At 69.2% G+C, this 20,088-nt stretch carries 19 protein-coding genes, 1 tRNA gene and 1 pseudogene; 8 read left to right on the forward strand and 13 right to left on the reverse strand.

What is annotated here, in order from left to right; translation table 11 throughout:
- Positions 1-54 precede the first annotated feature (54 nt).
- The gene (locus tag ABT254_RS28635; protein WP_351475964.1) at positions 55-1,512 is read left to right on the forward strand and encodes an alginate lyase family protein; all 1,458 of its coding nucleotides are present in this window, start codon (positions 55-57) and stop codon (positions 1,510-1,512) included.
- A 9-nt stretch (positions 1,513-1,521) separates the two neighbouring features.
- Here the strand turns inward: ABT254_RS28635 and ABT254_RS28640 are convergent, their stop codons facing one another.
- Both ABT254_RS28640 and ABT254_RS28645 read right to left on the reverse strand, forming a co-directional pair.
- Positions 1,522-3,060, reverse strand: coding sequence for an MFS transporter (locus ABT254_RS28640; RefSeq protein ID WP_351475967.1), 1,539 nt, complete (start codon positions 3,058-3,060; stop codon positions 1,522-1,524).
- Positions 3,061-3,113: 53 nt separating this feature from the next.
- A complete protein-coding gene (locus ABT254_RS28645) occupies positions 3,114-4,421 on the reverse strand; it encodes a DUF445 domain-containing protein (RefSeq protein WP_351475970.1) in 1,308 nt (435 codons plus the stop codon).
- A 219-nt stretch (positions 4,422-4,640) separates the two neighbouring features.
- Between ABT254_RS28645 and ABT254_RS28650 the strand changes: the two genes are divergently transcribed.
- Positions 4,641-5,975, forward strand: a complete 1,335-nt coding sequence (locus tag ABT254_RS28650; RefSeq protein WP_351475973.1) for an SGNH/GDSL hydrolase family protein — start codon at positions 4,641-4,643, stop codon at positions 5,973-5,975.
- A gap of 181 nt (positions 5,976-6,156) precedes the next feature.
- On the opposite strand, the gene ABT254_RS28655 is transcribed toward ABT254_RS28650, so the two are convergent.
- From ABT254_RS28655 to ABT254_RS28670, 4 genes are read right to left on the reverse strand one after another with little or no spacing between them, the layout of a single operon-like run.
- The gene (locus ABT254_RS28655) at positions 6,157-6,984 is read right to left on the reverse strand and encodes a DUF1707 SHOCT-like domain-containing protein (protein WP_351475976.1); all 828 of its coding nucleotides are present in this window, start codon (positions 6,982-6,984) and stop codon (positions 6,157-6,159) included.
- Between the two features lie 33 nt (positions 6,985-7,017).
- Entirely contained in the window at positions 7,018-8,001 is a 984-nt protein-coding gene (locus ABT254_RS28660; protein WP_351475979.1) for an ABC transporter ATP-binding protein, read from the reverse strand.
- Between the two features lie 10 nt (positions 8,002-8,011).
- A complete protein-coding gene (locus ABT254_RS28665) occupies positions 8,012-8,776 on the reverse strand; it encodes an ABC transporter permease (protein WP_351476300.1) in 765 nt (254 codons plus the stop codon).
- 49 nt (positions 8,777-8,825) lie between these two features.
- Positions 8,826-9,626 (reverse strand): ABC transporter permease, encoded by an 801-nt coding sequence (locus tag ABT254_RS28670; RefSeq protein WP_351475982.1) that lies wholly within the window; start codon positions 9,624-9,626, stop codon positions 8,826-8,828.
- A 203-nt stretch (positions 9,627-9,829) separates the two neighbouring features.
- Between ABT254_RS28670 and ABT254_RS28675 the strand changes: the two genes are divergently transcribed.
- Positions 9,830-12,238 (forward strand): transglycosylase domain-containing protein, encoded by a 2,409-nt coding sequence (locus ABT254_RS28675; RefSeq protein WP_351475984.1) that lies wholly within the window; start codon positions 9,830-9,832, stop codon positions 12,236-12,238.
- A 115-nt stretch (positions 12,239-12,353) separates the two neighbouring features.
- Here the strand turns inward: ABT254_RS28675 and ABT254_RS28680 are convergent, their stop codons facing one another.
- Positions 12,354-12,710, reverse strand: a complete 357-nt coding sequence (locus ABT254_RS28680) for a GroES family chaperonin (protein WP_266955698.1) — start codon at positions 12,708-12,710, stop codon at positions 12,354-12,356.
- Positions 12,711-12,764: 54 nt separating this feature from the next.
- Positions 12,765-13,094 carry a DUF3618 domain-containing protein gene (locus ABT254_RS28685; RefSeq protein WP_351475986.1) on the reverse strand — a complete coding sequence of 110 codons (330 nt, stop codon included), beginning with the start codon at positions 13,092-13,094 and terminating at the stop codon, positions 12,765-12,767.
- A 108-nt stretch (positions 13,095-13,202) separates the two neighbouring features.
- Here ABT254_RS28685 and bcp point away from each other — a divergent pair, with 108 nt between their 5' ends.
- The 4 genes from bcp to ABT254_RS28705 all read left to right on the forward strand — a co-directional run bounded on the left by bcp (position 13,203) and on the right by ABT254_RS28705 (position 15,241).
- Positions 13,203-13,670: a thioredoxin-dependent thiol peroxidase gene (gene bcp / locus ABT254_RS28690; RefSeq protein ID WP_115907926.1), complete on the forward strand. Its 468-nt coding sequence runs from the start codon at positions 13,203-13,205 to the stop codon at positions 13,668-13,670.
- A gap of 138 nt (positions 13,671-13,808) precedes the next feature.
- On the forward strand, positions 13,809-14,450 hold the full coding sequence (locus ABT254_RS28695) for an HNH endonuclease signature motif containing protein (RefSeq protein WP_351475989.1): 642 nt from the start codon (positions 13,809-13,811) through the stop codon (positions 14,448-14,450).
- Complete coding sequence (locus ABT254_RS28700) at positions 14,447-15,112, forward strand: HNH endonuclease (RefSeq protein ID WP_351475992.1); 666 nt, start codon at positions 14,447-14,449, stop codon at positions 15,110-15,112. The genes ABT254_RS28695 and ABT254_RS28700 overlap by 4 nt, the downstream gene beginning before the upstream one ends.
- Positions 15,113-15,157: 45 nt before the next feature.
- Positions 15,158-15,241, forward strand: a tRNA-Leu gene (locus ABT254_RS28705).
- Positions 15,242-15,290: 49 nt separating this feature from the next.
- Here ABT254_RS28705 and rdgB read toward each other — a convergent pair.
- The 4 genes and pseudogenes from rdgB to ABT254_RS28725 all read right to left on the reverse strand — a co-directional run.
- Positions 15,291-15,896 carry an RdgB/HAM1 family non-canonical purine NTP pyrophosphatase gene (rdgB, locus tag ABT254_RS28710; RefSeq protein ID WP_351475995.1) on the reverse strand — a complete coding sequence of 202 codons (606 nt, stop codon included), beginning with the start codon at positions 15,894-15,896 and terminating at the stop codon, positions 15,291-15,293.
- A 34-nt stretch (positions 15,897-15,930) separates the two neighbouring features.
- Complete coding sequence (locus ABT254_RS28715; RefSeq protein ID WP_351475998.1) at positions 15,931-16,329, reverse strand: hypothetical protein; 399 nt, start codon at positions 16,327-16,329, stop codon at positions 15,931-15,933.
- A 141-nt stretch (positions 16,330-16,470) separates the two neighbouring features.
- Entirely contained in the window at positions 16,471-17,208 is a 738-nt protein-coding gene (gene rph / locus ABT254_RS28720; protein WP_351476001.1) for a ribonuclease PH, read from the reverse strand.
- Between the two features lie 105 nt (positions 17,209-17,313).
- Positions 17,314-17,556, reverse strand: a pseudogene (locus ABT254_RS28725) (PTS sugar transporter subunit IIB); the annotation flags it as partial.
- A 225-nt stretch (positions 17,557-17,781) separates the two neighbouring features.
- Here ABT254_RS28725 and ABT254_RS28730 point away from each other — a divergent pair.
- The gene (locus ABT254_RS28730) at positions 17,782-19,047 is read left to right on the forward strand and encodes a PTS transporter subunit EIIC (protein ID WP_351476004.1); all 1,266 of its coding nucleotides are present in this window, start codon (positions 17,782-17,784) and stop codon (positions 19,045-19,047) included.
- A 69-nt stretch (positions 19,048-19,116) separates the two neighbouring features.
- Here the strand turns inward: ABT254_RS28730 and ABT254_RS28735 are convergent, their stop codons facing one another.
- Entirely contained in the window at positions 19,117-19,869 is a 753-nt protein-coding gene (locus ABT254_RS28735; protein WP_351476007.1) for an MBL fold metallo-hydrolase, read from the reverse strand.
- Positions 19,870-20,088 lie beyond the last annotated feature (219 nt).

A 20,088-nucleotide genomic window follows, 5' to 3' on the forward strand; every position in this document is an offset into this window, starting at 1 on the left:
CGACCGCCCCGGTCACTTTTCGTTATCGGGCGCCGTCCCGGCCGTCTCCGTGGCATGCATGTGACACGACAGATCAGCCGACGGACCGTGCTCAAGGCCACTGGCGCCGCAGCCGGAGCCGTCGGCCTCACCACTGTCACCGCCCCCGCGGTGGCCGCGACCGGGGCCTTCGCGCATCCCGGACTCCTCCACACCGGCGCCGACCTCGCCCGTATGGCCGCCAAAGTGAAGGCCGGTGCCTCCCCCTACACCGCCGGGTACGCGAAGCTGACCGCCAACCGGCATTCACAGAGCGACTGGACGCCCAATCCGCAGGCCATCGTGTACCGGGGCGTGGAACTGCGCCCCCGCAGCACATGGCCGCAGAACTACGGGATCCTCTACATCGACATCCACGCCGCGTACCAGAACGCCCTGCGCTACCACGTCGGCGGCGACAGCGCCCACGCCGACACCGCCGTGGCGATCCTCAACGCCTGGTCGGCGAAGCTGACGAAGGTCTCCGGCAGCGCCGACCGGTTCCTGCTCGCCGGGCTACAGGGGTACCAGGCGGCCAACGCAGCAGAACTCGTCCGCGACCACCCCGACTTCGAGCTCGGCCGGTTCCAGAAGATGCTGGTCGACGTCTTCTACTCGGTGAGTGAGGGCTTCCTCCTCCGCCACAACGGCACTCCCGCCCCCCACTACTGGCCCAACTGGGACCTGTCCAACATGGCCTGCGCGCTCGCCACGGGCATCTTCTGCGACGACCGGGCCAAGGTCGAGCAGGCCGCCGAGTACTTCAAGCACGGAGTCGGCATGGGCTCGATCAAGCACGCCATCCCGATCGTGCACGACGACGGGCTCGCCGAGTGGATGGAGGCCGGGCGCGACCAGGGACACTCGCTGCTCGGCGTCGGACTGATGGGCATCGTCTGCGAGATGGCCTGGAACCAGGGCATCGACCTGTACGGCTACGACGACAACCGCTTCCTCAAGGGCGCCCAGTACGTGGCCAAGTGGAGCCTGGGCGGAAATGTGCCGTACACCCCCTACGCCCAGGTGGACCGCAGGCCGGGGATCCAGACCCCCACCCGGGTCGCCCCCGCCGACCCGGCGCAGATGCGCCCGGTCTGGGCGATGATCGCCAACCACTACACCAAGCGGCGCGGGCTGTCCGCCACGTACCTCACGCAGATCGCCGCCAAGTCCGCGCCCGAGGGCGGCGGGGACTACGGGCCCAACAGCGGCGGGTACGACCAACTGGGCTTCGGAACGCTGGCGTTCACCCGGGACAAGGGCGTGACCACCGCCGCCACGCCCACGCCGTCGGCCTCGGCCTCCGACGCCGGATCCGGCGCCCGGCCCCGGACGGCGGCCTCCGCGTCCGCATCCCCGGCCGGCGGCGGCCTCGCCGCCACCGGTTCCGGGGACGTCGTCGGATGGGCGGCCGCCGCGGGGGTCGCCGCCGTCGCCGGCGGGGTGTTGTTCCTGCGGCGCCGTGACCGGGCCCGGCAGGGCGGCGCCCAGTGACACGTCCTACTAGGCCGTGGCCGGTCGCGACCTGCTCTGCCCCTCCTTCGCCGACCGGGCCTTCCCGGTCACCGTCGATGCCACCGCCGTGAGCGGCTTCGCGATGTCCTCCAGGGAGCGGCGTTCCGCCCGTACCGCCAGGAACGCCGCGACCAGGCCCGCCGCGCACATCAGGGCCGCGCCGATCTGGAAGGCGAGGACCGTGTCGCCGACCTTGCCCGTGCCGGTGAGGTCGGCGAACAGCAGCGGGCCGCTGATGCCGCCGGCCGCGGTGCCGAGGGCGTAGAAGAAGGCGATGGACATCGCGCGGGTCTCCATCGGGAAGACCTCGGAGACCGTCAGATAGGCGCTGGACGCGCCGGCCGACGCGAAGAACAGGACCGCGCACCAGCAGGCCGTCAGCGTGCCCGCGCTCAGCGAGCCCCGGTCGAACAGCCATGCCGTGCCGAACAGCAGCAGACCCGAGATCAGATACGTCGAGGAGATCATCACCCGGCGGCCGACCGTGTCGAAGAGCTTGCCGAGCAGCAGCGGACCGCAGAAGTTGCCGATCGCGATCACCGCGAAGTAGTAGCCGGTGTCGCCGGTCGGGACGTCGAAGAACTTCGTCAGGATCGCCCCGAAGCCGAAGGTGATCGCGTTGTAGAGGAAGGCCTGGCCGATGAAGAGCGAGAAGCCGAGGATCGAGCGGCGCCGGTAGTCGGAGAACAGCGTGCGGGCGATCTCCACGAAGGTCACGCTGCGGCGCTGGTGGATCGTGATCTCCCCCTCGGGGCGCTCCAGCGGCCGGCCCTGCTCCGCCTGCACCCTTTCCTCGATCGACGTCACGATCTCTTCCGCCTCACGGTCCCTGCCGTGAATCAGCAGCCACCGTGGACTCTCCGGGACGTGTCGCCGTACGAGAAGGATCACGAACGCCAGGAGCGCGCCGAGGGCGAACGTCAGTCGCCAGCCCACGTCCTTCGGAAAGATGTCGGTGTTCAGCGCGACGATCGACAGCAGCGAGCCGCCCACCGCGCCGAGCCAGAAGCTGCCGTTGATGATCAGGTCGACGCGGCCGCGGTAGAAGGCCGGGATGAGCTCGTCGATCGCCGAGTTGATCGCCGCGTACTCGCCGCCGATACCGAAGCCGGTCAGGAAGCGGAAGGCGAAGAACCACCAGCTCGAGAACGAGACGGCGGTCAGGGCGGTGGCCGCGAGATACACGGCCAGAGTGATCATGAAGAGCTTCTTCCGGCCCCATATGTCGGTCAGCCGGCCCCAGAACAGGGCACCGGCACACGCTCCCGCCACATACAGGGCGGCCGCGATGCCGGTGACCTGGCCCGAGGAGATCGGCAGGCCGCTGCCGGACTCGGAGAGCCGGCTGGCGATGTTGCCGACGACCGTGACCTCCAGACCGTCGAGGATCCAGACGGTGCCGAGGCCGATCACGATCGTCCAGTGCCAGCGCGACCATGGCAGACGGTCGAGACGGGCAGGGATGTCGGTGGTCACGGTGTGACCGGTTGCGGCGGCGGCGCTGCCGCCGGGCTGAGCGCTGGGCATGGGCTCCCTCCTCCTTGAGCGGAACCCCGCCCGGGTGCCCTGGCGCTGCCGCTCTACGCCCCCAGCGCCCGCGACACCGTATAGATCAACAACCCGGCCAGCGAGCCGACCACCGTGCCGTTGATCCGGATGAACTGCAGGTCGCGGCCGATGTGGGCCTCGATCTTGCGGGTGGTGTGCTCGGCGTCCCAGCCGGCCACCGTGTCGGTGATCAGGGAGGTGATCTCCTTGCGGTAGGTGGTGACCACGTAGACCGCCGCGCCCTCCACCCAGCGGTCGACCTTCGCCTGCACCTTGGGTTCCACCGCCATCCGCGCTCCCAGCGACAGCAGCGAGGCCCGCACGCGCAGCCGCAGCTCACTGCGCTCGTCCTCCGCCGCCGACACGATCATCGACCGTACGGCGGTCCAGGCGGACGCGATCAGGTCCTGCACCTCGCCGCGGCCCAGCACCTCGCCCTTGAGGCGTTCCACCCGCGTGCGGGTGTCCGTGTCGGACTGCAGGTCGGAGGCGAAGTCGGCGAGGAAGCGGTCGAGGGCGCCGCGGGCCGGGTGGGTGGGCATGTCCCGCATCTCGGTGACGAAGCGCAGGAGTTCCTTGTAGACGCGCTCGCCGACCCTCTTGTCGACAAATCGGGGCGTCCAGCCGGGGGCGCCGCCCTGGACGGCCTCCATGATCTCGGTGTCGTGCCAGACCAGCCAGTCGTGCGCGCGCGTGACGATCAGGTCGACGACCCGTTTGTGGCCGCCGTCCGCGACGATCTTCTCCAGCATCTTTCCGATCCCGGGTGCGATCTCCTGGGCGTCCGCGCGCCGCGTGATCGCCTCGCCGACGACCGCCTGGACGTCCGAGTCGCGCAGCACGGTCAGCGCGCCCCTGAGCGCCGCCGACAGCTCGGCCGTCACGCGGTCCGCGTGCTCGGGGTCGGCGAGCCAGGCGCCGAGCCGGCTGCCGATGCCGACGGCGCGCAGACGCTGTCGTACGACGTCCTCGGAGAGGAAGTTCTCGCCGACGAACTCGCCCAGGGAGACCCCGAGCTGGTCCTTCTTGGTCGGGATGATCGCCGTGTGCGGGATCGGCAGGCCCAGCGGGTGCCGGAAGAGGGCGGTGACCGCGAACCAGTCGGCGAGCGCACCCACCATGCCCGCCTCGGAGGCCGCGGCGACATAGCCCGCCCAGGGGCCCGCCCCGGAGTTCTCCGCCCACTTGGCGAGGGCGTACACCAGCGCCACGAAGAGCAGCAGCCCGGCCGCCGTGAGCTTCATACGGCGCACCCCGCGCTGCTTCTCCTCGTCGGCGGCGCTGAACGTCGTCATCGTGCGGGCGGTGACACCCTTCTCCACCGGATTCGTGCGCTCCATACACTCCACCCGTTCGTGATCCCCTGCACACATTGTCCCTTCCTGACCGACTACTGGAACGGAACGAGAGTTCCCTGCGTCTGTCAGGAGGGGGAGGCTCTTCGTGAACTCCGGTGGCCCAAAGGGGGGTCCTGTTCGGCCACCCCTCACCCCATGCCGCATCATGGGGTGATCACTTCGGAGCCTCGGGCTCCACTTTCCCGAGGAGACCCGCACCGCATGACCAAGCGTCACGGTTATGCCCTGCTTTCTGCGATCATCGCTGTGATCGTGGGCCTTTCCACTGCCATATACGTCGGGGTCGCAGCCGACGACGGCAGCACCGGCACGACCGCCCTCGGCAGGGGAGGCGCCCCGCGCAACCCCGCCGCTCCCGCCTCCACCGGCATCTGGGTCGGCTCCTGGTCGGCCTCCCCGGCCGCCGCCGAGCCCGGCACCGAGACGTTCGGCATGGCGGGCCGCTCGGTGCGCAACGTCGTGCACACCAGCGTGGGGGGTACGAGTGCCCGTATCACCCTCTCCAATCTCTACGGCCAGACGGCGCTGACCATCACGCACGCCTCGATCGCCGTGGCCGTCGCCTCCGACACCGCGGCGGCCTCCGCTGACACCATGCGGCGGCTGACCTTCGGCGGCAGCACCACGGTCGTCGTCCCGGCCGGAGGGCAGGTCCTCAGCGACGCCGTCCGCATCGTGATCCCGGAGGGCGGCGACGTCCTGGTCACCACGTACTCCCCGACCCCCTCCGGCCCGGTCACCTACCATCCGCACGCACGCCAGATCTCCTACGTCGCCGAGGGCGACCTCACCGAGGACGTGACCGGCACCGGCTACACCGAGCAGACGCCGTTCTGGCGCTACCTCACCGCGCTGGACGTGCTGAGCAACGACTCGGACGGCACCGTCGTCGCGTTCGGCGACTCCCTCACCGACGGCATAACGTCCACGCAGAACGCCAATCACCGCTGGACGGACGTCCTTTCGGAGCGGCTGCGCACGGCGATCCGCTCCGGCGAGGACCTGCCCCGCTACAGCGTCGTCAACGAGGGCATCAGCGGCAACCAGGTCCTCGCGAGCGGCCTGGGTCGTCCCGCCGACAACCAGAGCGGCCTCAGCCGCTTCTCCCGTGACGCCCTCGCCCGTACGAACGTCAAGGTCGTCGTCATCGACCTCGGCGTCAACGACATCCTGCGCAATCCCCGCCTCGCCGACCCGGACAGGGTCCTCGACGGCCTGCGCACCCTGGTCCGCGGGGCCCACTCCCACGGCATCAAGGTCATCGGCGCCACCCTGATGCCCTTCCAGGGCCACCGGGGCTACACCGCGGCCCGCGAGGCGGTCCGGCAAGAGATCAACGCCGAAATCCGCTCGGGCCGCATCTACGACGCGGTGGTCGACTTCGACAAGGCCCTACGGGACCCGTACAACCCCCGCCGCCTCCGCTCCGACTACGACTCGGGCGACCACCTCCACCCCACGGACAAGGGCTTCGCGAGGATGGCCCAGACCTTCGACCTGAACGAGTTCAAGGGTTCGGCACCAGCAGAGCTCTAACAGACCGCCGTAGCCCGCGGGCACGCACCGCGCTGGCCTGCGGGCAGCCGCACCGCCCCCGCCTGCCCAGCCTGCCCAGCCTGCGGGCAATCGTGCCGCCTAAGGGCGGCACGGGTGGGCGCAGGCGGCACCCGGCAAGCGCCGGCAAGCGAACCGCCGTCACCTCAGCGCAACCGCCGGTTCAGTACTCCCCGCCCCTCCGCCGATCCCGATGCCGCTCCCGCCGCTCCTCATGCCGCTCACGGCGCTCCTCATGCAGGTCCCGCCGCCACTCCCGATGCTCCTCCAGCATCCGGCGATGATCCGCGAACCCCTCCCCCAGCTGATGCGCACCCCCACGCTCCAGCTTCCCCTGCCGCCGCTCCTCCTTGAGCCGCCGCCGCTCCTGACGAGTCAGCTTCCGCTCGATCCCGACCCCACCCCAGAAGGCGAACCCGTTCACGATCACCCGCGGCGCCCCGGGCTCCCCCGGCACGCCCTCCTCGCTGTGGTCGAACCCGCCCATGATCCCGATGCCACGCACCACGACCTCGACACCGGGCGGCACGATGATGTTCATCCCGCCCATGATGGCAACGCAGTTGATCTCGACCTCGCGGTCCGCGAAGTTCGCCTCGCGCAGATCGATCTCCCCGCCGCCCCAGAAGGCGAAGCAGTTGAACACCTTCGGCACGGTCCAGCGCCCCTTGCGCTGAAACCCCGACATCACGGCGACCGCCCACGAGGAGGACCCCTCACCGCCGACGACCCGTCCGGCCCAACTCCCGCTCTGCACGGGCTCCTTGGCCAGCGACACCGGAGGCGGCGGGGTCACCCCGGCGACCGGCAGATCACGGGTGATCGGCGTGAGTTCGCCGTAGGTCCGCGCCTTGTAGGTGGCCTCCAGCCGCTCCTCGAACTCCTCCATGTCGAGACGCCCCTCCGCGAGGGCGTCCCGCAGGACCTCGGCGACTCGTTCACGATCGGCGTCGGATGCGCGAAGCTCCGGGACTGCGGCGTCGTCGGTCATACAAGGCAGCCTACGAGTTCGCCCGCCGCGCGGCTACGAGACCGCTTTCTCGGCCTGTCCCGGGGCCGAACCCGCATACATCTTGGCGATCACGTCCTCGATGTCCGGCTCCCGCACCGAGAGATCCGCCAGGGGATACTCCGCCGCGATCCGCGCCACCAGCGCCGCCGCCGACTCCCCCGCCGGGAACGCCAGCCACTGCCGCGGCCCCTCCACCTTCACCACCCGGGCGGGTGCCGCGTCGATCGGCGCCGTCTCCCGCTCCAGGTCCACCACCAGGGTGCGTTCGCTCTCCCCCACCTCGTGCAGCCCGGCGAGCGCTCCGTCGTACATGAGCCGCCCGTGGTCGATGACCATCACCCGCGAGCACAGCTGCTCGATGTCCTGGAGGTCGTGCGTCGTCAGCAGCACGGTGGTGCCCCGCTCGGCGTTCAACTCCCGCAGGAACCCCCGCACCTTGGCCTTGGAGATGACGTCAAGGCCGATCGTCGGCTCGTCCAGGTACAGCACCTCCGGGTCGTGCAGCAGCGCCGCCGCGATGTCCCCGCGCATCCGCTGGCCCAGCGACAGCTGCCGTACCGGGACGTCCAACAGGTCGGCGAGTTCCAGGAGTTCGACACAGCGGTCGAGGTTCTCGCGGTAGCGGGCGTCCGCGATCCGGTACATGCGGTGCATCAGCTTGTACGAGTCGATCAGCGGCAGGTCCCACCACAGCGTCGTACGCTGCCCGAACACCACCCCGATACGGTGCGCGAGGCGCGTGCGCTCGCGCGAGGGGTCGATGCCCGCGACCCGCAGCCGGCCGCCGGACGGGGTGAGGATCCCCGTCAGCATCTTGATCGTCGTCGACTTCCCCGCGCCGTTCGGGCCGATGTAGCCGACCATCTCGCCGCGCGCCACCGTGAAGGAGATGCCGTCGACGGCCCGCACCTGCCGTCGCTCGCGCTTGAGGAAGCCGGTCTTCTTGCGTACGTCGAAGACCTTCTCCACACGGTCCAGTTCAATGAAGGCGTCCATCGTCACCCCGCTAACTCCCCGTACTCCGATACGTCCTGAGCCCCGCCCGCCACGCCAGACCGGACAGCGCAAGGCACGCCGCCGCCACCAGGGGCGGCGCGAAGGTCACCCATCGCGGCAGCCCGAGCGGCATCGGCCGCCCCAGCACATAGGCCGCGGGCAGCCAGGTGACGAAGGCCAGCGGCAGCAGGAACGTCACCCCGCGCACCAGCTCCCGGCCGAACACCGTCGGCGGATACTGCAGCAGCGTCGCACCGCCGTACGTGAACGCGTTCTGCACCTCGGACGCGTCCTGCGCCACGAACTGGAAGGCCGCGCCCGCCACGAACACCGCGCAGAAGATCCCCGCGCCGCTCAGCACCATCACCGGCATCAACAGCACCCGCAGCGGCGTCCAGTCGATGTCGACGGCGGCCAGCGCGTACCCGAGCACCAGCGCACCCTGCATGATCCGCCCCAGCCGCCGCAGCGCGAACCGGTCGGCCGCGACCTGCGCCAGCACCGGTGCCGGACGTACGAGGAGCGTGTCCAGCGTGCCGTCGCGCACCCGCTGCCCCAGCCGCTCCATCGAGCCGATCGCCAGGTCCGCGAACCCGAAGGCGACGCTCGACAGGCCGTACAGGAAGGCGACTTCGGGCAGCGGCCAGCCGCCCAGCACCTTCACCCGCGAGAACATCAGCAGGATCCCCACGAAGTCCAGCGCGGTCACCGCGAAGTTGGCGAACGTGGTCATCGCGAAGGACGCCCGGTACGCCATCGTGGAGCGGACCCACATCCCGCCGATCAGACGGTAGGCCCGCAGCCCGTCCACCACCCGGCTCACCTCAGCCACCCTGAACGACCACCCTCCGCGTCGCCACCGACTGCAGCAGCCGCCCGGCCCCCAACAGCACCACCGCCCACGCCCCCTGGAAGGCGAACGTCCCCCACGGATCGGCCTCCCCGAGCAGCACGTCCGCCGGCTTCTGCAGCAGCGCCGACCACGGCAACTCCCGTACGACATCGCCGAGCGCGCCCGGGAACACATTGAGCGGCAGCATCATCCCCGAGCAGAAAAAGCCCGCGAGCATGGTCAGGTGCGTCACTCCGCTGCCGTCCATCAGCCAGAACGTCAACAGGGCGATCAGGTAACGGATACCGAAACCGACCACCATGGCCAGCACCAGGGTGACCAGGAACGCGCCCCAGGTCGCCAGATCCCCCGGCAGCGCCACCGGAAAGACCAGCGCACCGAAGCCGAACGGGATGATGCCCCGGCCGAGCAGTTGGAACAGCGCGCGCCCCACGTCGGCCGCCAGCCACCACAGTTGAAGATCGGCCGGCCGGTACAGGTCGATCGCGACGTCCCCCGTCCGGATCCGTTCCATCAACTCGCCCTCGACCCCGCTGCCCCCGATCGCCAGCGCCGCGAAGATCGCCTGACCCAGCCACACATAGGTGACGGCCTGCGCCTGGTCGTACCCGCCGAGGTGCGGCTTCTCGTCCCACAGCGCCAGATACGTGTAGACGAGGATCAGCCCGAAGACGGTGTTGGTGAACACCCCGGCCGCAGTGGCCGCCCGATACGTCGCGTAACGTCTGAAACCGCCCGCTACGACGGCCGCGTACAACCGTCCCGAGCCCACGTCAGTCAACCTCCCGGACCGCCCGACACCGAAGCGCAGGAGCCTAGTCCGCCGGTAGTGACGTACGCCACGCATTTTCCCGAGGGGACGCGTGCCGTGATCCGGGAACGGAACGCATGGTGCGAGAGTCTTCAAGAGGGGGCGCAGATGGCGTACGAGGGCGTACGGGAACGTACGACGCGAAACAGGAGTCCGTGCACGAGATGAGCGACCAGCCGCAGCCGCAGCAGCCGAACCAGGGCTGGGCACCGAGACAGGCGCAAGGCGCTGCCGAGCCGGGCGCTCCCCTGCCGGGCGGCGAGAAGCCGAAGCGGCCCAGGCGCACCGGCTGGCGCCGGCTCATCCCGACCTGGCGGATGGTGCTCGGCACCTTCGTCATCGGCATACTGCTGCTGATCGGCCTGTTCTTCCTCGGCTACTCACTGGTCAAGATCCCGCCCGCCAACGCCCTCGCCACCAAGCAGGCCAACGTCTACCTCTACGCGGACGGCTCCCAGATCGCCCGCGACGGTGACATCAACCGGGAGAACGTGACGCTCGCCCAGGTCTCCAAGGACGCCCAGCACGCCGTCCTGGCCGCCGAGGACCGCGACTTCTACTCCGAGTCCGCCATCGACCCCAAGGCGATGCTGCGCGCCGCCTGGAACACCGCCACCGGCAAGGGCAAGCAGTCCGGCTCGACGATCACCCAGCAGTACGTGAAGAACTACTACCTCGCGCAGGAGCAGACGCTCACCCGCAAGGCCAGGGAGTTCTTCATCTCGATCAAGCTGGACCGCGAGCAGCCCAAGGACAAGATCCTCGAGGGCTACCTCAACACCAGCTACTTCGGCCGCAACGCCTACGGCATCCAGGCCGCCGCCCAGGCCTACTACGGCCAGAACGCCACCAACCTCGACCCGGCCCACGCCGCCTACCTCGCCGCGCTCGTCAACGCCCCCAGCGAGTACGACGTGATCGCGCACCCCGAGAACAAGGCGGCCGCCGTCGCCCGCTGGAACTACGTCCTGGACGGCATGGTCAAGAAGGGCTGGCTGAGCGAGGGCGAGCGGTCCGGCCTGAAGTTCCCCATGCCGAAGGAACAGACCGTCTCCACCGGCATGTCCGGGCAGCGCGGCTACATCGTCACCGCGATCAGGGACTACCTCACCAAGAACAAGATCGTCACCGCGGACGACCTCGAGGCCGGCGGCTACCGCATCACCACCACCTTGCAGAAGAGCAAGCAGAACGCCTTCGTGAAGGCCGTCAACGACAAGGTGATGTCCAAGCTGAACAAGAAGCACAACAAGGTCGACAACTACGTCCGCGCGGGCGGCGCCTCCGTCGACCCGAAGACCGGCAAGGTCGTCGCGATGTACGGCGGCATCGACTACGTCAAGCAGTACACCAACGGCGCGACCCGCGGCGACTTCCAGGTCGGCTCCACCTTCAAGCCCTTCGTCTTCACCTCGGCCGTCCAGAACCACTCCACGACGCAGGACGGCGAGACCATCACCCCGAACACCTACTACGACGGCACCGACAAGCGCCCCGTACAGGGCTGGTCCGGCGGCAGCTACTCCCCCGCGAACGAGGACGACGTCTCCTACGGCGACATCACCGTGCGCACCGCCACCGACAAGTCCGTCAACTCGGTGTACGCGCAGATGGCCGTGGACGTGGGCCCCGACAAGGTGAAGGACACGGCGGTCGCACTCGGCATCCCGTCCGACACCCCCGACCTCACCGGCACCCCGTCCATCGCGCTCGGAGTGAACACCGCCAGCGTCCTCGACATGGCGGAGGCCTACGCGACACTCGCCAACCACGGCGAGCACTCCACGTACACGATGATCGACTCGATCACCAAGGACGGCAAGGACGTCGTCGAGCTGCCAAAGGACACGACCTCGAAGGCCGTCAGCCGTGAGGCCGCCGACACCACCACGTCCATCCTGCAGAGCGTCGTCGAGAACGGCACCGCCACCGCCGCCCAGGGCGCGGACCGCCCCGCCGCCGGCAAGACGGGCACCGCGGAGGAGGACACCGCCGCCTGGTTCGCCGGCTACACGCCCGACCTCGCCACCGTCGTCTCCGTGATGGGCCAGGACCCGGTCACGGCCGCCCACAAGTCGCTGTACGGCGCGATGGGCCTGGCGCGCGTCAACGGCGGCGGCCCGCCCGCCGAGATCTGGGCGCAGTACACGAAGGACGCCCTGAAGGGGAAGCCGGCGACGGACTTCGACCTCCAGCTCCAGCCGGGCGCCGAGGAGACGGAGCCGCCCGCCACCGACGAGCCCTCGCAGCAGCCGGGCACGGGCGGCACCACCGGCCCCACGCCCACCACGAACGGCCAGAACAACCAGGGCCAGACCCAGGGCCAGAACAACGGCGGCGCCACCAACGGGGGGGCGAACACCACGGGCAACACCACGAACGGCGGCACGACCGGCGGAAACACGACCGGTGGCACCACGGACGGCGGAAACACCACGACGGGCGGGACGACCGGCGACACGACCGACGGCGGGACGACGGACGGCACGGACACCGGAGGCACCGGCGACGGCGGCACCACGGCCGGCACGGACGTGGGCACCTCGGCGGGCACGGGGGGCCCGCCGACCTGAAGCGACGAAGAGGGCTGGTGACGATGGTCACCAGCCCTCTTCGCCGCCGTCCAACAGACACGGCGTCCTACAGGTACGGGGTCCTACCGGTGCAGGGCCCTACAGCTACAGGGCCCTACAGGTACAGACCCGTGGTGTCCTCGGACCCCTCGAAGCGGTCCGCGGCCACGGCATGCAGGTCACGCTCACGCATGAGCACGTAGGCGACGCCCCGGACCTCCACCTCGGCCCGGTCCTCCGGGTCGTACAGGACCCGGTCGCCCGGCTCCACGGTCCGTACGTTCTGGCCCACCGCTACGACCTCGGCCCAGGCCAGCCGACGCCCGACCGCCGCCGTGGCGGGGATCAGGATGCCCCCGCCCGACCGCCGCTCACCCTCACCGGTCTCCTGCCGCACGAGGACTCGGTCGTGCAGCATCCGGATGGGCAGCTTGTCGTGCTGGGTGCTGTGCTCGTTTCTCTTGGCGCTCACGCCTTGAACCTACCTGCCTTTACCCAGTCCGTACGCCGCCGGGTCGGCGCTTGGTCAGCCCCTGCGCCGCCGGGTCCCGAGCGCGAGCAGGCCCACCAGTCCCACGGCGACGACCGCGACCGGCACGATCCGCTCAAGCCGGGGCGCGCCCTCCTCGTCCACGAACTGCGCCTTCACATCGCTCACGACCTTGTTGACCCCGACGTAGGCCCGTCCCAGGGTCTGATCGATGTTCGACACGACCTTGGCCTTGGCATCGCCGACGATCGTCTTCGGATGCACCCGCACCCCGATCTCGTCGAGCGTCTCGGCCAGCACTTCGCGGCGGCGCCTGATGTCCGCCTCGATCTGCGCCGGGGTTCTGATGTCCGACGTGTCCGCCACCGTGGGGCCTCCGAAGTCGCCTGATGCCTGCCTGCTGCTACTTGTTCTGGACAGTCTGTCAGTTCCGCCCGCCCCTGCACCGTCAGGACCCCCGGTTACGCTGGTTCGATGAGCGAGCGACTCCAGCCGGGGGACGTGGCCCCCGACTTCACCCTCCCCGACGCCGACGGCAACGACGTGTCCCTCTCGGCCCACAAGGGCCGCAAGGTCATCGTCTACTTCTACCCGGCGGCCCTGACGCCCGGCTGCACCAAGCAGGCCTGCGACTTCACCGACAACCTGGAACTGCTGGCCGGCGCCGGCTACGACGTCATCGGCATCTCCCCGGACAAGCCGGAGAAGCTGGCGAAGTTCCGCGAGAAGGAGTCCCTGAAGATCACGCTGGCGGCCGACCCGGAGAAGACGGTCACCGAGGCCTACGGCGCGTACGGCGAGAAGAAGAACTACGGCAAGACGTACATGGGCGTCATCCGCTCCACGGTGATCGTGGACGAGGAGGGCAAGGTCGAGCGGGCGCTGTACAACGTGCGGGCGACGGGTCACGTGGCCAAGATCATCAAGGACCTGGGGATCTGAGGGTCCGTCTCCGCTGCTTCAGCGGCCCGCACCGGGATGCCCCGGTGCGGGCCGCTTTACATTTCGGGCGTGACTGTCGGATGAGCTGTTCGTTACTCCGTACGGGCTGCGAACGTGCGGCCGGAACGGAGGGGGCTCATGGGGGCCAGTGCATACACCAAGGAGCGGCTGGAGGAGGCGGCTCGGGGGGCGCGGACGTTGTCGGAGGCGTTGGTGAGGCTGGGGGTGGATCCGGGGGGTTCTACCCGGCGGTATGTCTTGGGACGGATGAAGAAGCTGGGGGTGGACACGTCGCACTTCGAGCGGGAGGGGGTGAAGTGGACACGAGAGATCCTGCAAGTGGCGGTCTCCGCGTCGACGAACATGTGCGAGGTGCTACGGCACCTGGGGCTCGAGGTCGTCGGCGGGCACCACACTCACATCAGCCGACGGATCAAGGCGTACGACATCGACACCTCGCACTTTCAGGTGCCGACCAGACGCGGCAAGGCATGGCGTCCCCGGACACCTGAGGGACTGCTCGTCGAGCAGCCCGTCGGCCAGGCCCGGCGCATCCCCAGCGATCGACTCAAGTGGGCGTTGACGGCCCTGGGCATGCAAGAGCGATGCGCCCGATGCGGGACGGAAGCGGTGTGGCGAGGGCATCCGCTCCCTCTGGAGGTCGATCACATCGACGGCAACTGGCGCGACAACCGCATCGAGAACCTGCGGTTCCTGTGCCCCAACTGCCACTCGACAACGGACAGTTACCGGGGACGCGGCAAGGGCAGGGCTTCATGAGCAGCGGCGTGCAGTACACCCGGGAACGACTGGCAGAAGCCGCCGCGCAGTGTTCGGACATCGACGAGGTCATCGCGTTCTTCGGCACCCGGCCATACGGCCAACTGCGCCGTCATCTCTTCCGGCGCTTCGACCACTTCGGAATCGACGTCTCGCACATGCCCCGCCAGAGGCGAGCGAGCGGAGTGCCCGCCCGACCAGCCGCCGACGAGTTGCGCCGAGCGGTCGCAGGAGCAACCTCCATCGCCGATACGCTGCGCGCTCTCGGGATGGAGCCCTACAACAGCAGGTTGCGCGCTCACCTCCGACGCTGGGTGACCGAGGACGGTCTCGACACCTCCCATTTCCTTGGGCAGGCCCATCAACGCGGCGGGCCAGGCACCACACCGCTCAGGCGCGCCGAGGACATCCTGATCCAGCACGACGGCCGGCGCCGGACCAGGACCCATCTGCTCCGCCGGGCGCTTTTGGAGGTGGGCGTCCCCCAGGAGTGCGCCGAGTGCGGAACAGGTCCCGAGTGGCTCGGGAAGCCCATGACGCTGGAGGTCGATCACATCAACGGGGACTGGAGCGACGACAGGCGGGAGAACCTGCGGTTGCTGTGCCCCAATTGCCATGCGATCACCAACACGTGGTGCCGAGGTGGCCGTAGAGCCGCCTAGGCCCTCGACTACGAAGCCGCCACGCCGGGTAGCATGAGCGCGCAAGCGGCCGTGGCGGAATTGGCCTACGCGCAACACTTAGGATGTTGTGGGAGAAATCCCTTGAGGGTTCGAGTCCCTCCGGCCGCACACCTTTGATTCGAAGGTCCACCTGAACGCAGGTGGACCTTCACCGTTGTCAGCCCAGCAGTTCCCGCACCACCGGCACAAGCGCCCGAAACGCCCTCCCCCGATGGCTGATCGCGTTCTTCTCCTCCGCGCTCAGCTCCGCGCACGTCCGCGTCTCCCCCTCCGGCTGGAGGATCGGGTCGTAGCCGAAGCCGTTCATGCCCACCGGGGTGTGCCGCAGCACGCCCCGCAGTTGCCCCTCGACCACGCGTTCCCGGCCGTCCGGCAGTGCCAGTGCCGCCGCGCACGCGAAGTGCGCGCCCCGGTGTTCGTCCGCGATGTCCGACAGCTGGGCCAGCAGCAGCTCCAGGTTGGCCCGGTCGTCGCCGTGCTTGCCGGCCCAGCGGGCGGAGAAGATGCCCGGCGCGCCGTGCAGCACGTCCACGCACAGACCCGAGTCGTCGGCGATCGCCGGCAGGCCCGTCGCCTGCGCCAGGGCGTGGGCCTTCAGGAGCGCGTTCTCGGCGAACGTCACACCTGTTTCCTTGACGTCGGGGACATCCGGATACTCCTCCGCCCCGACCAGCTCATGGGCGAGTCCTGCTTCGGCGAGGATCGCCCTGAGCTCGGTGATCTTTCCGGCGTTGCGGGTGGCGAGGATCAAGCGCGTCGTCATGGGGCAACAGTACGGCGCGGCCCGTAGGGGGTCCTTACGAGGTGCAGACCTTCGTGAGTTCGCCCGCCGCGTCCGTGACGGGGCTGACGTCCGGGGTCTTGTCGCCGTTCTTGATCGCCGTACGGACGTTGCTCACGGCCTTGTTCAGGTCGTCGACTGCCTTGTTGACGTCGGCGTTGTCGGTCTTGTCGCCGATCTTGTCGAGGTTCTTGTCGATGGAGGCGAGTGACTCGTCGAGCTGGGTCGGGTCGTTCGAGGCGTTTTCCACGGCCTGCTGGAGGTCGGTGACGCTGTCGGCGATGGTGTCGGCGGTCTGGACGCAGTCCAGGGCCTTGTCGACGGCGTCGCAGCCGGTGGTGAGGCCCGCGGTCAGCCCTATGGCTGCCAGTGCTGCGATGGTGACGGTGATGCGGCGGCCTCGGCTCGCGGCCATGACTGTGGTCCCTCCGTGTCCAGGCCCGTGGGCCCCCCGTACTGGTCGGGCGCACGGTGGTGTGCCGTGCGCCCGCATTCGTAGGGACGCTGGGAGGGGCGTCCGGGTTGCCTCGGGCCGCCGTTCCGCTTGGTGCGTCCTTTACTTTTCGAGGACCGTATCAAGCGCCTTGCGCTGAAGGACAGCGAGTTCCGAGCAGCCGGAAACCGCCAGGTCGAGAAGGGAGTTGAGCTCCTCGCGGGCGAACGGCTCGGCCTCCGCGGTGCCCTGGACCTCGACGAAGCGGCCGTCGCCGGTGCAGACGACGTTCATGTCGGTGTCGGCCCGCACGTCTTCCTCGTAGCAGAGGTCGAGGAGGGGGACGCCACCGACGATGCCGACCGAGACCGCCGAGACGGTGCCGGTGAGCGGCTGGCGGCCGGCCTTGATCAGCTTCTTGCCCTGGGCCCAGGCGACGGCGTCGGCCAGGGCCACGTATGCGCCGGTGATCGCGGCCGTGCGGGTGCCGCCGTCGGCCTGGAGGACGTCGCAGTCGAGGACGATGGTGTTCTCGCCGAGCGCCTTGTAGTCGATGACCGCGCGCAGGGAGCGGCCGATGAGGCGGCTGATCTCGTGGGTGCGGCCGCCGATCTTGCCGCGGACGGACTCGCGGTCGCCGCGGGTGTTGGTGGCGCGGGGGAGCATGGAGTACTCGGCGGTGACCCAGCCCTCGCCGCTGCCCTTGCGCCAGCGGGGGACGCCTTCGGTGACGGAGGCGGTGCAGAAGACCTTGGTGTCGCCGAAGGCGATGAGGACGGAGCCCTCGGCGTGCTTGCTCCAGCCGCGTTCGATGGTGATCGGGCGGAGTTGTTCGGGGGTGCGGCCGTCGATTCGAGACATGGCGCTGAGCCTAGCCGTACAAGCGGAAAGGGCCCCTCCCGTGGTGGGAAGGGGCCCCAACGAGTGAGTGCGGGCCGGGGTGGCCGTGGCTCATCTCACGTCGGTTCACATCATGTCTTCGATCTCCGCGGCGATGGGGTCGGCGTCGGTGCCGATGACGACCTGGATCGCGGTGCCCATCTTGACGACGCCGTGGGCGCCGGCGGCCTTCAGGGCGGTCTCGTCGACCAGCGAGGCGTCGCTGACCTCGGTGCGCAGCCGAGTGATGCAGCCCTCGATCTCCTCGATGTTGTCGATGCCGCCGAGCCCGGCAACGATCTTCTCAGCCTTGCTGGCCATGTCAGTCTCCTCACGCGCGGTGTGCTCCGCAACTGGTCTACACCAGCAGACAGACGCTCGCCAACCTTACGGGGCATCACCGGAAAACAGTGGGTTCCTTATCCGGCCTTCACCGTGCTACAACAGGTCTACACCACAGGTCTAAACCACTGAGTGTTCGACAATGGTTCAGACCAGCAATGCCGCCGCCCTCTTCCCTGTCCCCGGGCGGCGCTCTGCCCCCTGGAGGAAGTTGTGACCACGGCCAGCGCCGCTCCCGCGGCCGAGAAGAAGAAGGGCCCCGGCGCGATGGCTGTGCTGCAGCGTATCGGCCGCAGCCTGATGCTCCCGGTGGCCGTCCTGCCCGCCGCCGCCCTTCTGGTGCGGCTGGGCAACACGGACATGCTCGGACGCCCGTCCTTCCCCACGTTCCTCACGAAGATCGCGGGGTTCATGGCGGCGGGCGGCAACGCGATCCTCGACAACATGGCGCTGCTGTTCGCGGTGGGCATCGCGATCGGCTTCGCCAAGAAGTCGGACGGCTCGACGGCGCTGGCCGCGGTCGTCGGCTACCTGGTCTTCAAGAACGTGCTGGCCACGTTCACGGACAAGAACCTGCCGAAGGTGGCGACGGCCGTCGACGGCAAGGTCGTCATGGTGAACGCGCCGGTCGACGCCAAGGTGCTCGGCGGTGTGGTGATGGGTCTCGTGGTCGCGCTGCTGTACCAGCGCTTCTACCGCACCAAGCTGCCGGACTGGGCGGGCTTCTTCGGCGGCCGCCGGCTCGTACCGATCCTGTCGGCCTTCGCGGGCCTGGTCATCGGCATCGTCTTCGGCTACATCTGGCCGGTCCTCGGCACGGGTCTGCACAACTTCGGCGAGTGGCTGGTGGGGTCGGGCGCGGTCGGCGCGGGCATCTTCGGTGTGGCCAACCGTGCGCTGATCCCGATCGGCATGCACCACCTGCTGAACTCGTTCCCGTGGTTCCAGGCGGGCGACTACCACGGCAAGAGCGGTGACATCGCGCGCTTCCTGGCGGGCGACCCGACGGCCGGCCAGTTCATGACCGGCTTCTTCCCGATCATGATGTTCGGTCTGCCGGCGGCCTGTCTGGCGATCGTGCACTGCGCCCGCCCGGAGCGCCGCAAGGTGGTCGGCGGCATGATGTTCTCGATCGCGCTGACGTCCTTCGTGACGGGCGTGACCGAGCCGATCGAGTTCACGTTCATGTTCATCGCCCCGGTCCTGTACGCCATCCACGCGGTCCTCACCGGTGTCTCGCTGGCGCTGACCTGGGCGCTGGGCATGAAGGACGGCTTCGGCTTCTCGGCGGGCGTGGTGGACTTCGGGCTGAACCTGGGCATCGCGACCAACCCGTGGGGTCTGATGCTCGTGGGCCTGTGCTTCGGTGTCCTCTACTACGTGATCTTCCGCTTCGCGATCATCAGGTTCAACCTGCCGACGCCGGGCCGCGAGTCCGACGAGGAACTGGCGGAGCTGCAGAAGGCGGAGGCCAAGTAGGCCGGCCCCGGACTGCACGAAGGCTCCCGGAACCCCTCGGTTCCGGGAGCCTTCCGCATGTTCGTCGCGCTAGATCTCGTACGACTGCCTCGGCGCCGCCAGTTCCACCGGGCCGTCGAACACCGCGCGGGCGTCCGCCAGGTTGACCTGTGGGTCGGTCCACGGCGGGATGTGCGTCAGGACCAGGCGCCGGGCGCCCGCCCGGGCCGCCGTCTCGCCTGCCTCGCGGCCGTTGAGGTGCAGGTCGGGGATGCTCTCCTTGCCGTGCGTGAAGGCGGCCTCGCACAGGAACAGGTCGGTGTCGCGGGCGAGTTCGTCCAGGACGGGGGTCGTGCCCGTGTCGCCGGAGTAGGTCAGGGACGTCCCGCCGTGCTCGATGCGGATGCCGTACGCCTCCACGGGATGGGCCACGCGTTCCGTGTGCACCGTGAACGGGCCGATCTCGAACGTGGACGGCTTGACCGTGTGGAAGTCGAAGACCTCGCTCATGGAAGAGGCGGTGGGGGTGTCGGCGTAGGCGGTGGTCAGCCGGTGTTCCGTTCCCTCGGGTCCGTAGACGGGGATCGGGTCGCAGCGGCCGCCGTCGTGCCGGTAGTAGCGCGCCACGAAGTAGGCGCACATGTCGATGCAGTGGTCGGCGTGCAGATGGCTGAGGAAGATCGCGTCGAGGTCGTAGAGACCGCAGTGGCGCTGCAGCTCGCCAAGGGCACCGTTGCCCATGTCGAGAAGCAGCCGGAAGCCGTCGGCCTCTACGAGGTAGCTCGAGCAGGCCGATTCCGCGGACGGGAACGACCCCGAGCAACCGACGACGGTGAGCTTCATGAAGCAGAAACCTCCGCTGGCGGGAACTTTTCTGGGAAGGGGAACGGGGGTCGTGCGGTCCGTCGAGCGTAAGGCGCAAAACGTCCGGTCGCTCCTCAGGCAGGGGCTGTTGTGGGCGAACTCACCTGTGGTGTCACCGGTTCGGCTGGAAGCGGGGCGGGTGAGGCGCGAGAGGGCGAGCGCGGGTTGCGCAGAGGGCGCGCGGCGCTGATCGTGCGC

Source organism: Streptomyces sp. NPDC001137 (assembly GCF_040298885.1).
In the GTDB taxonomy this organism is placed as follows: Bacteria; Actinomycetota; Actinomycetes; order Streptomycetales; family Streptomycetaceae; genus Streptomyces.

Coding starts and splice junctions, on each gene's coding strand:
- ABT254_RS28635 (WP_351475964.1), top strand. CDS start 55: ATGCATGTGACACGACAGATCAGCCGACGGACCGTGCTCAAGGCCACT.
- ABT254_RS28640 (WP_351475967.1), bottom strand. CDS start 3,060: ATGCCCAGCGCTCAGCCCGGCGGCAGCGCCGCCGCCGCAACCGGTCAC.
- ABT254_RS28645 (WP_351475970.1), bottom strand. CDS start 4,421: ATGGAGCGCACGAATCCGGTGGAGAAGGGTGTCACCGCCCGCACGATG.
- ABT254_RS28650 (WP_351475973.1), top strand. CDS start 4,641: ATGACCAAGCGTCACGGTTATGCCCTGCTTTCTGCGATCATCGCTGTG.
- ABT254_RS28655 (WP_351475976.1), bottom strand. CDS start 6,984: ATGACCGACGACGCCGCAGTCCCGGAGCTTCGCGCATCCGACGCCGAT.
- ABT254_RS28660 (WP_351475979.1), bottom strand. CDS start 8,001: ATGGACGCCTTCATTGAACTGGACCGTGTGGAGAAGGTCTTCGACGTA.
- ABT254_RS28665 (WP_351476300.1), bottom strand. CDS start 8,776: ATGTGGGTCCGCTCCACGATGGCGTACCGGGCGTCCTTCGCGATGACC.
- ABT254_RS28675 (WP_351475984.1), top strand. CDS start 9,830: ATGAGCGACCAGCCGCAGCCGCAGCAGCCGAACCAGGGCTGGGCACCG.
- bcp (WP_115907926.1), top strand. CDS start 13,203: ATGAGCGAGCGACTCCAGCCGGGGGACGTGGCCCCCGACTTCACCCTC.
- ABT254_RS28695 (WP_351475989.1), top strand. CDS start 13,809: ATGGGGGCCAGTGCATACACCAAGGAGCGGCTGGAGGAGGCGGCTCGG.
- ABT254_RS28700 (WP_351475992.1), top strand. CDS start 14,447: ATGAGCAGCGGCGTGCAGTACACCCGGGAACGACTGGCAGAAGCCGCC.
- rdgB (WP_351475995.1), bottom strand. CDS start 15,896: ATGACGACGCGCTTGATCCTCGCCACCCGCAACGCCGGAAAGATCACC.
- ABT254_RS28715 (WP_351475998.1), bottom strand. CDS start 16,329: ATGGCCGCGAGCCGAGGCCGCCGCATCACCGTCACCATCGCAGCACTG.
- rph (WP_351476001.1), bottom strand. CDS start 17,208: ATGTCTCGAATCGACGGCCGCACCCCCGAACAACTCCGCCCGATCACC.
- ABT254_RS28735 (WP_351476007.1), bottom strand. CDS start 19,869: ATGAAGCTCACCGTCGTCGGTTGCTCGGGGTCGTTCCCGTCCGCGGAA.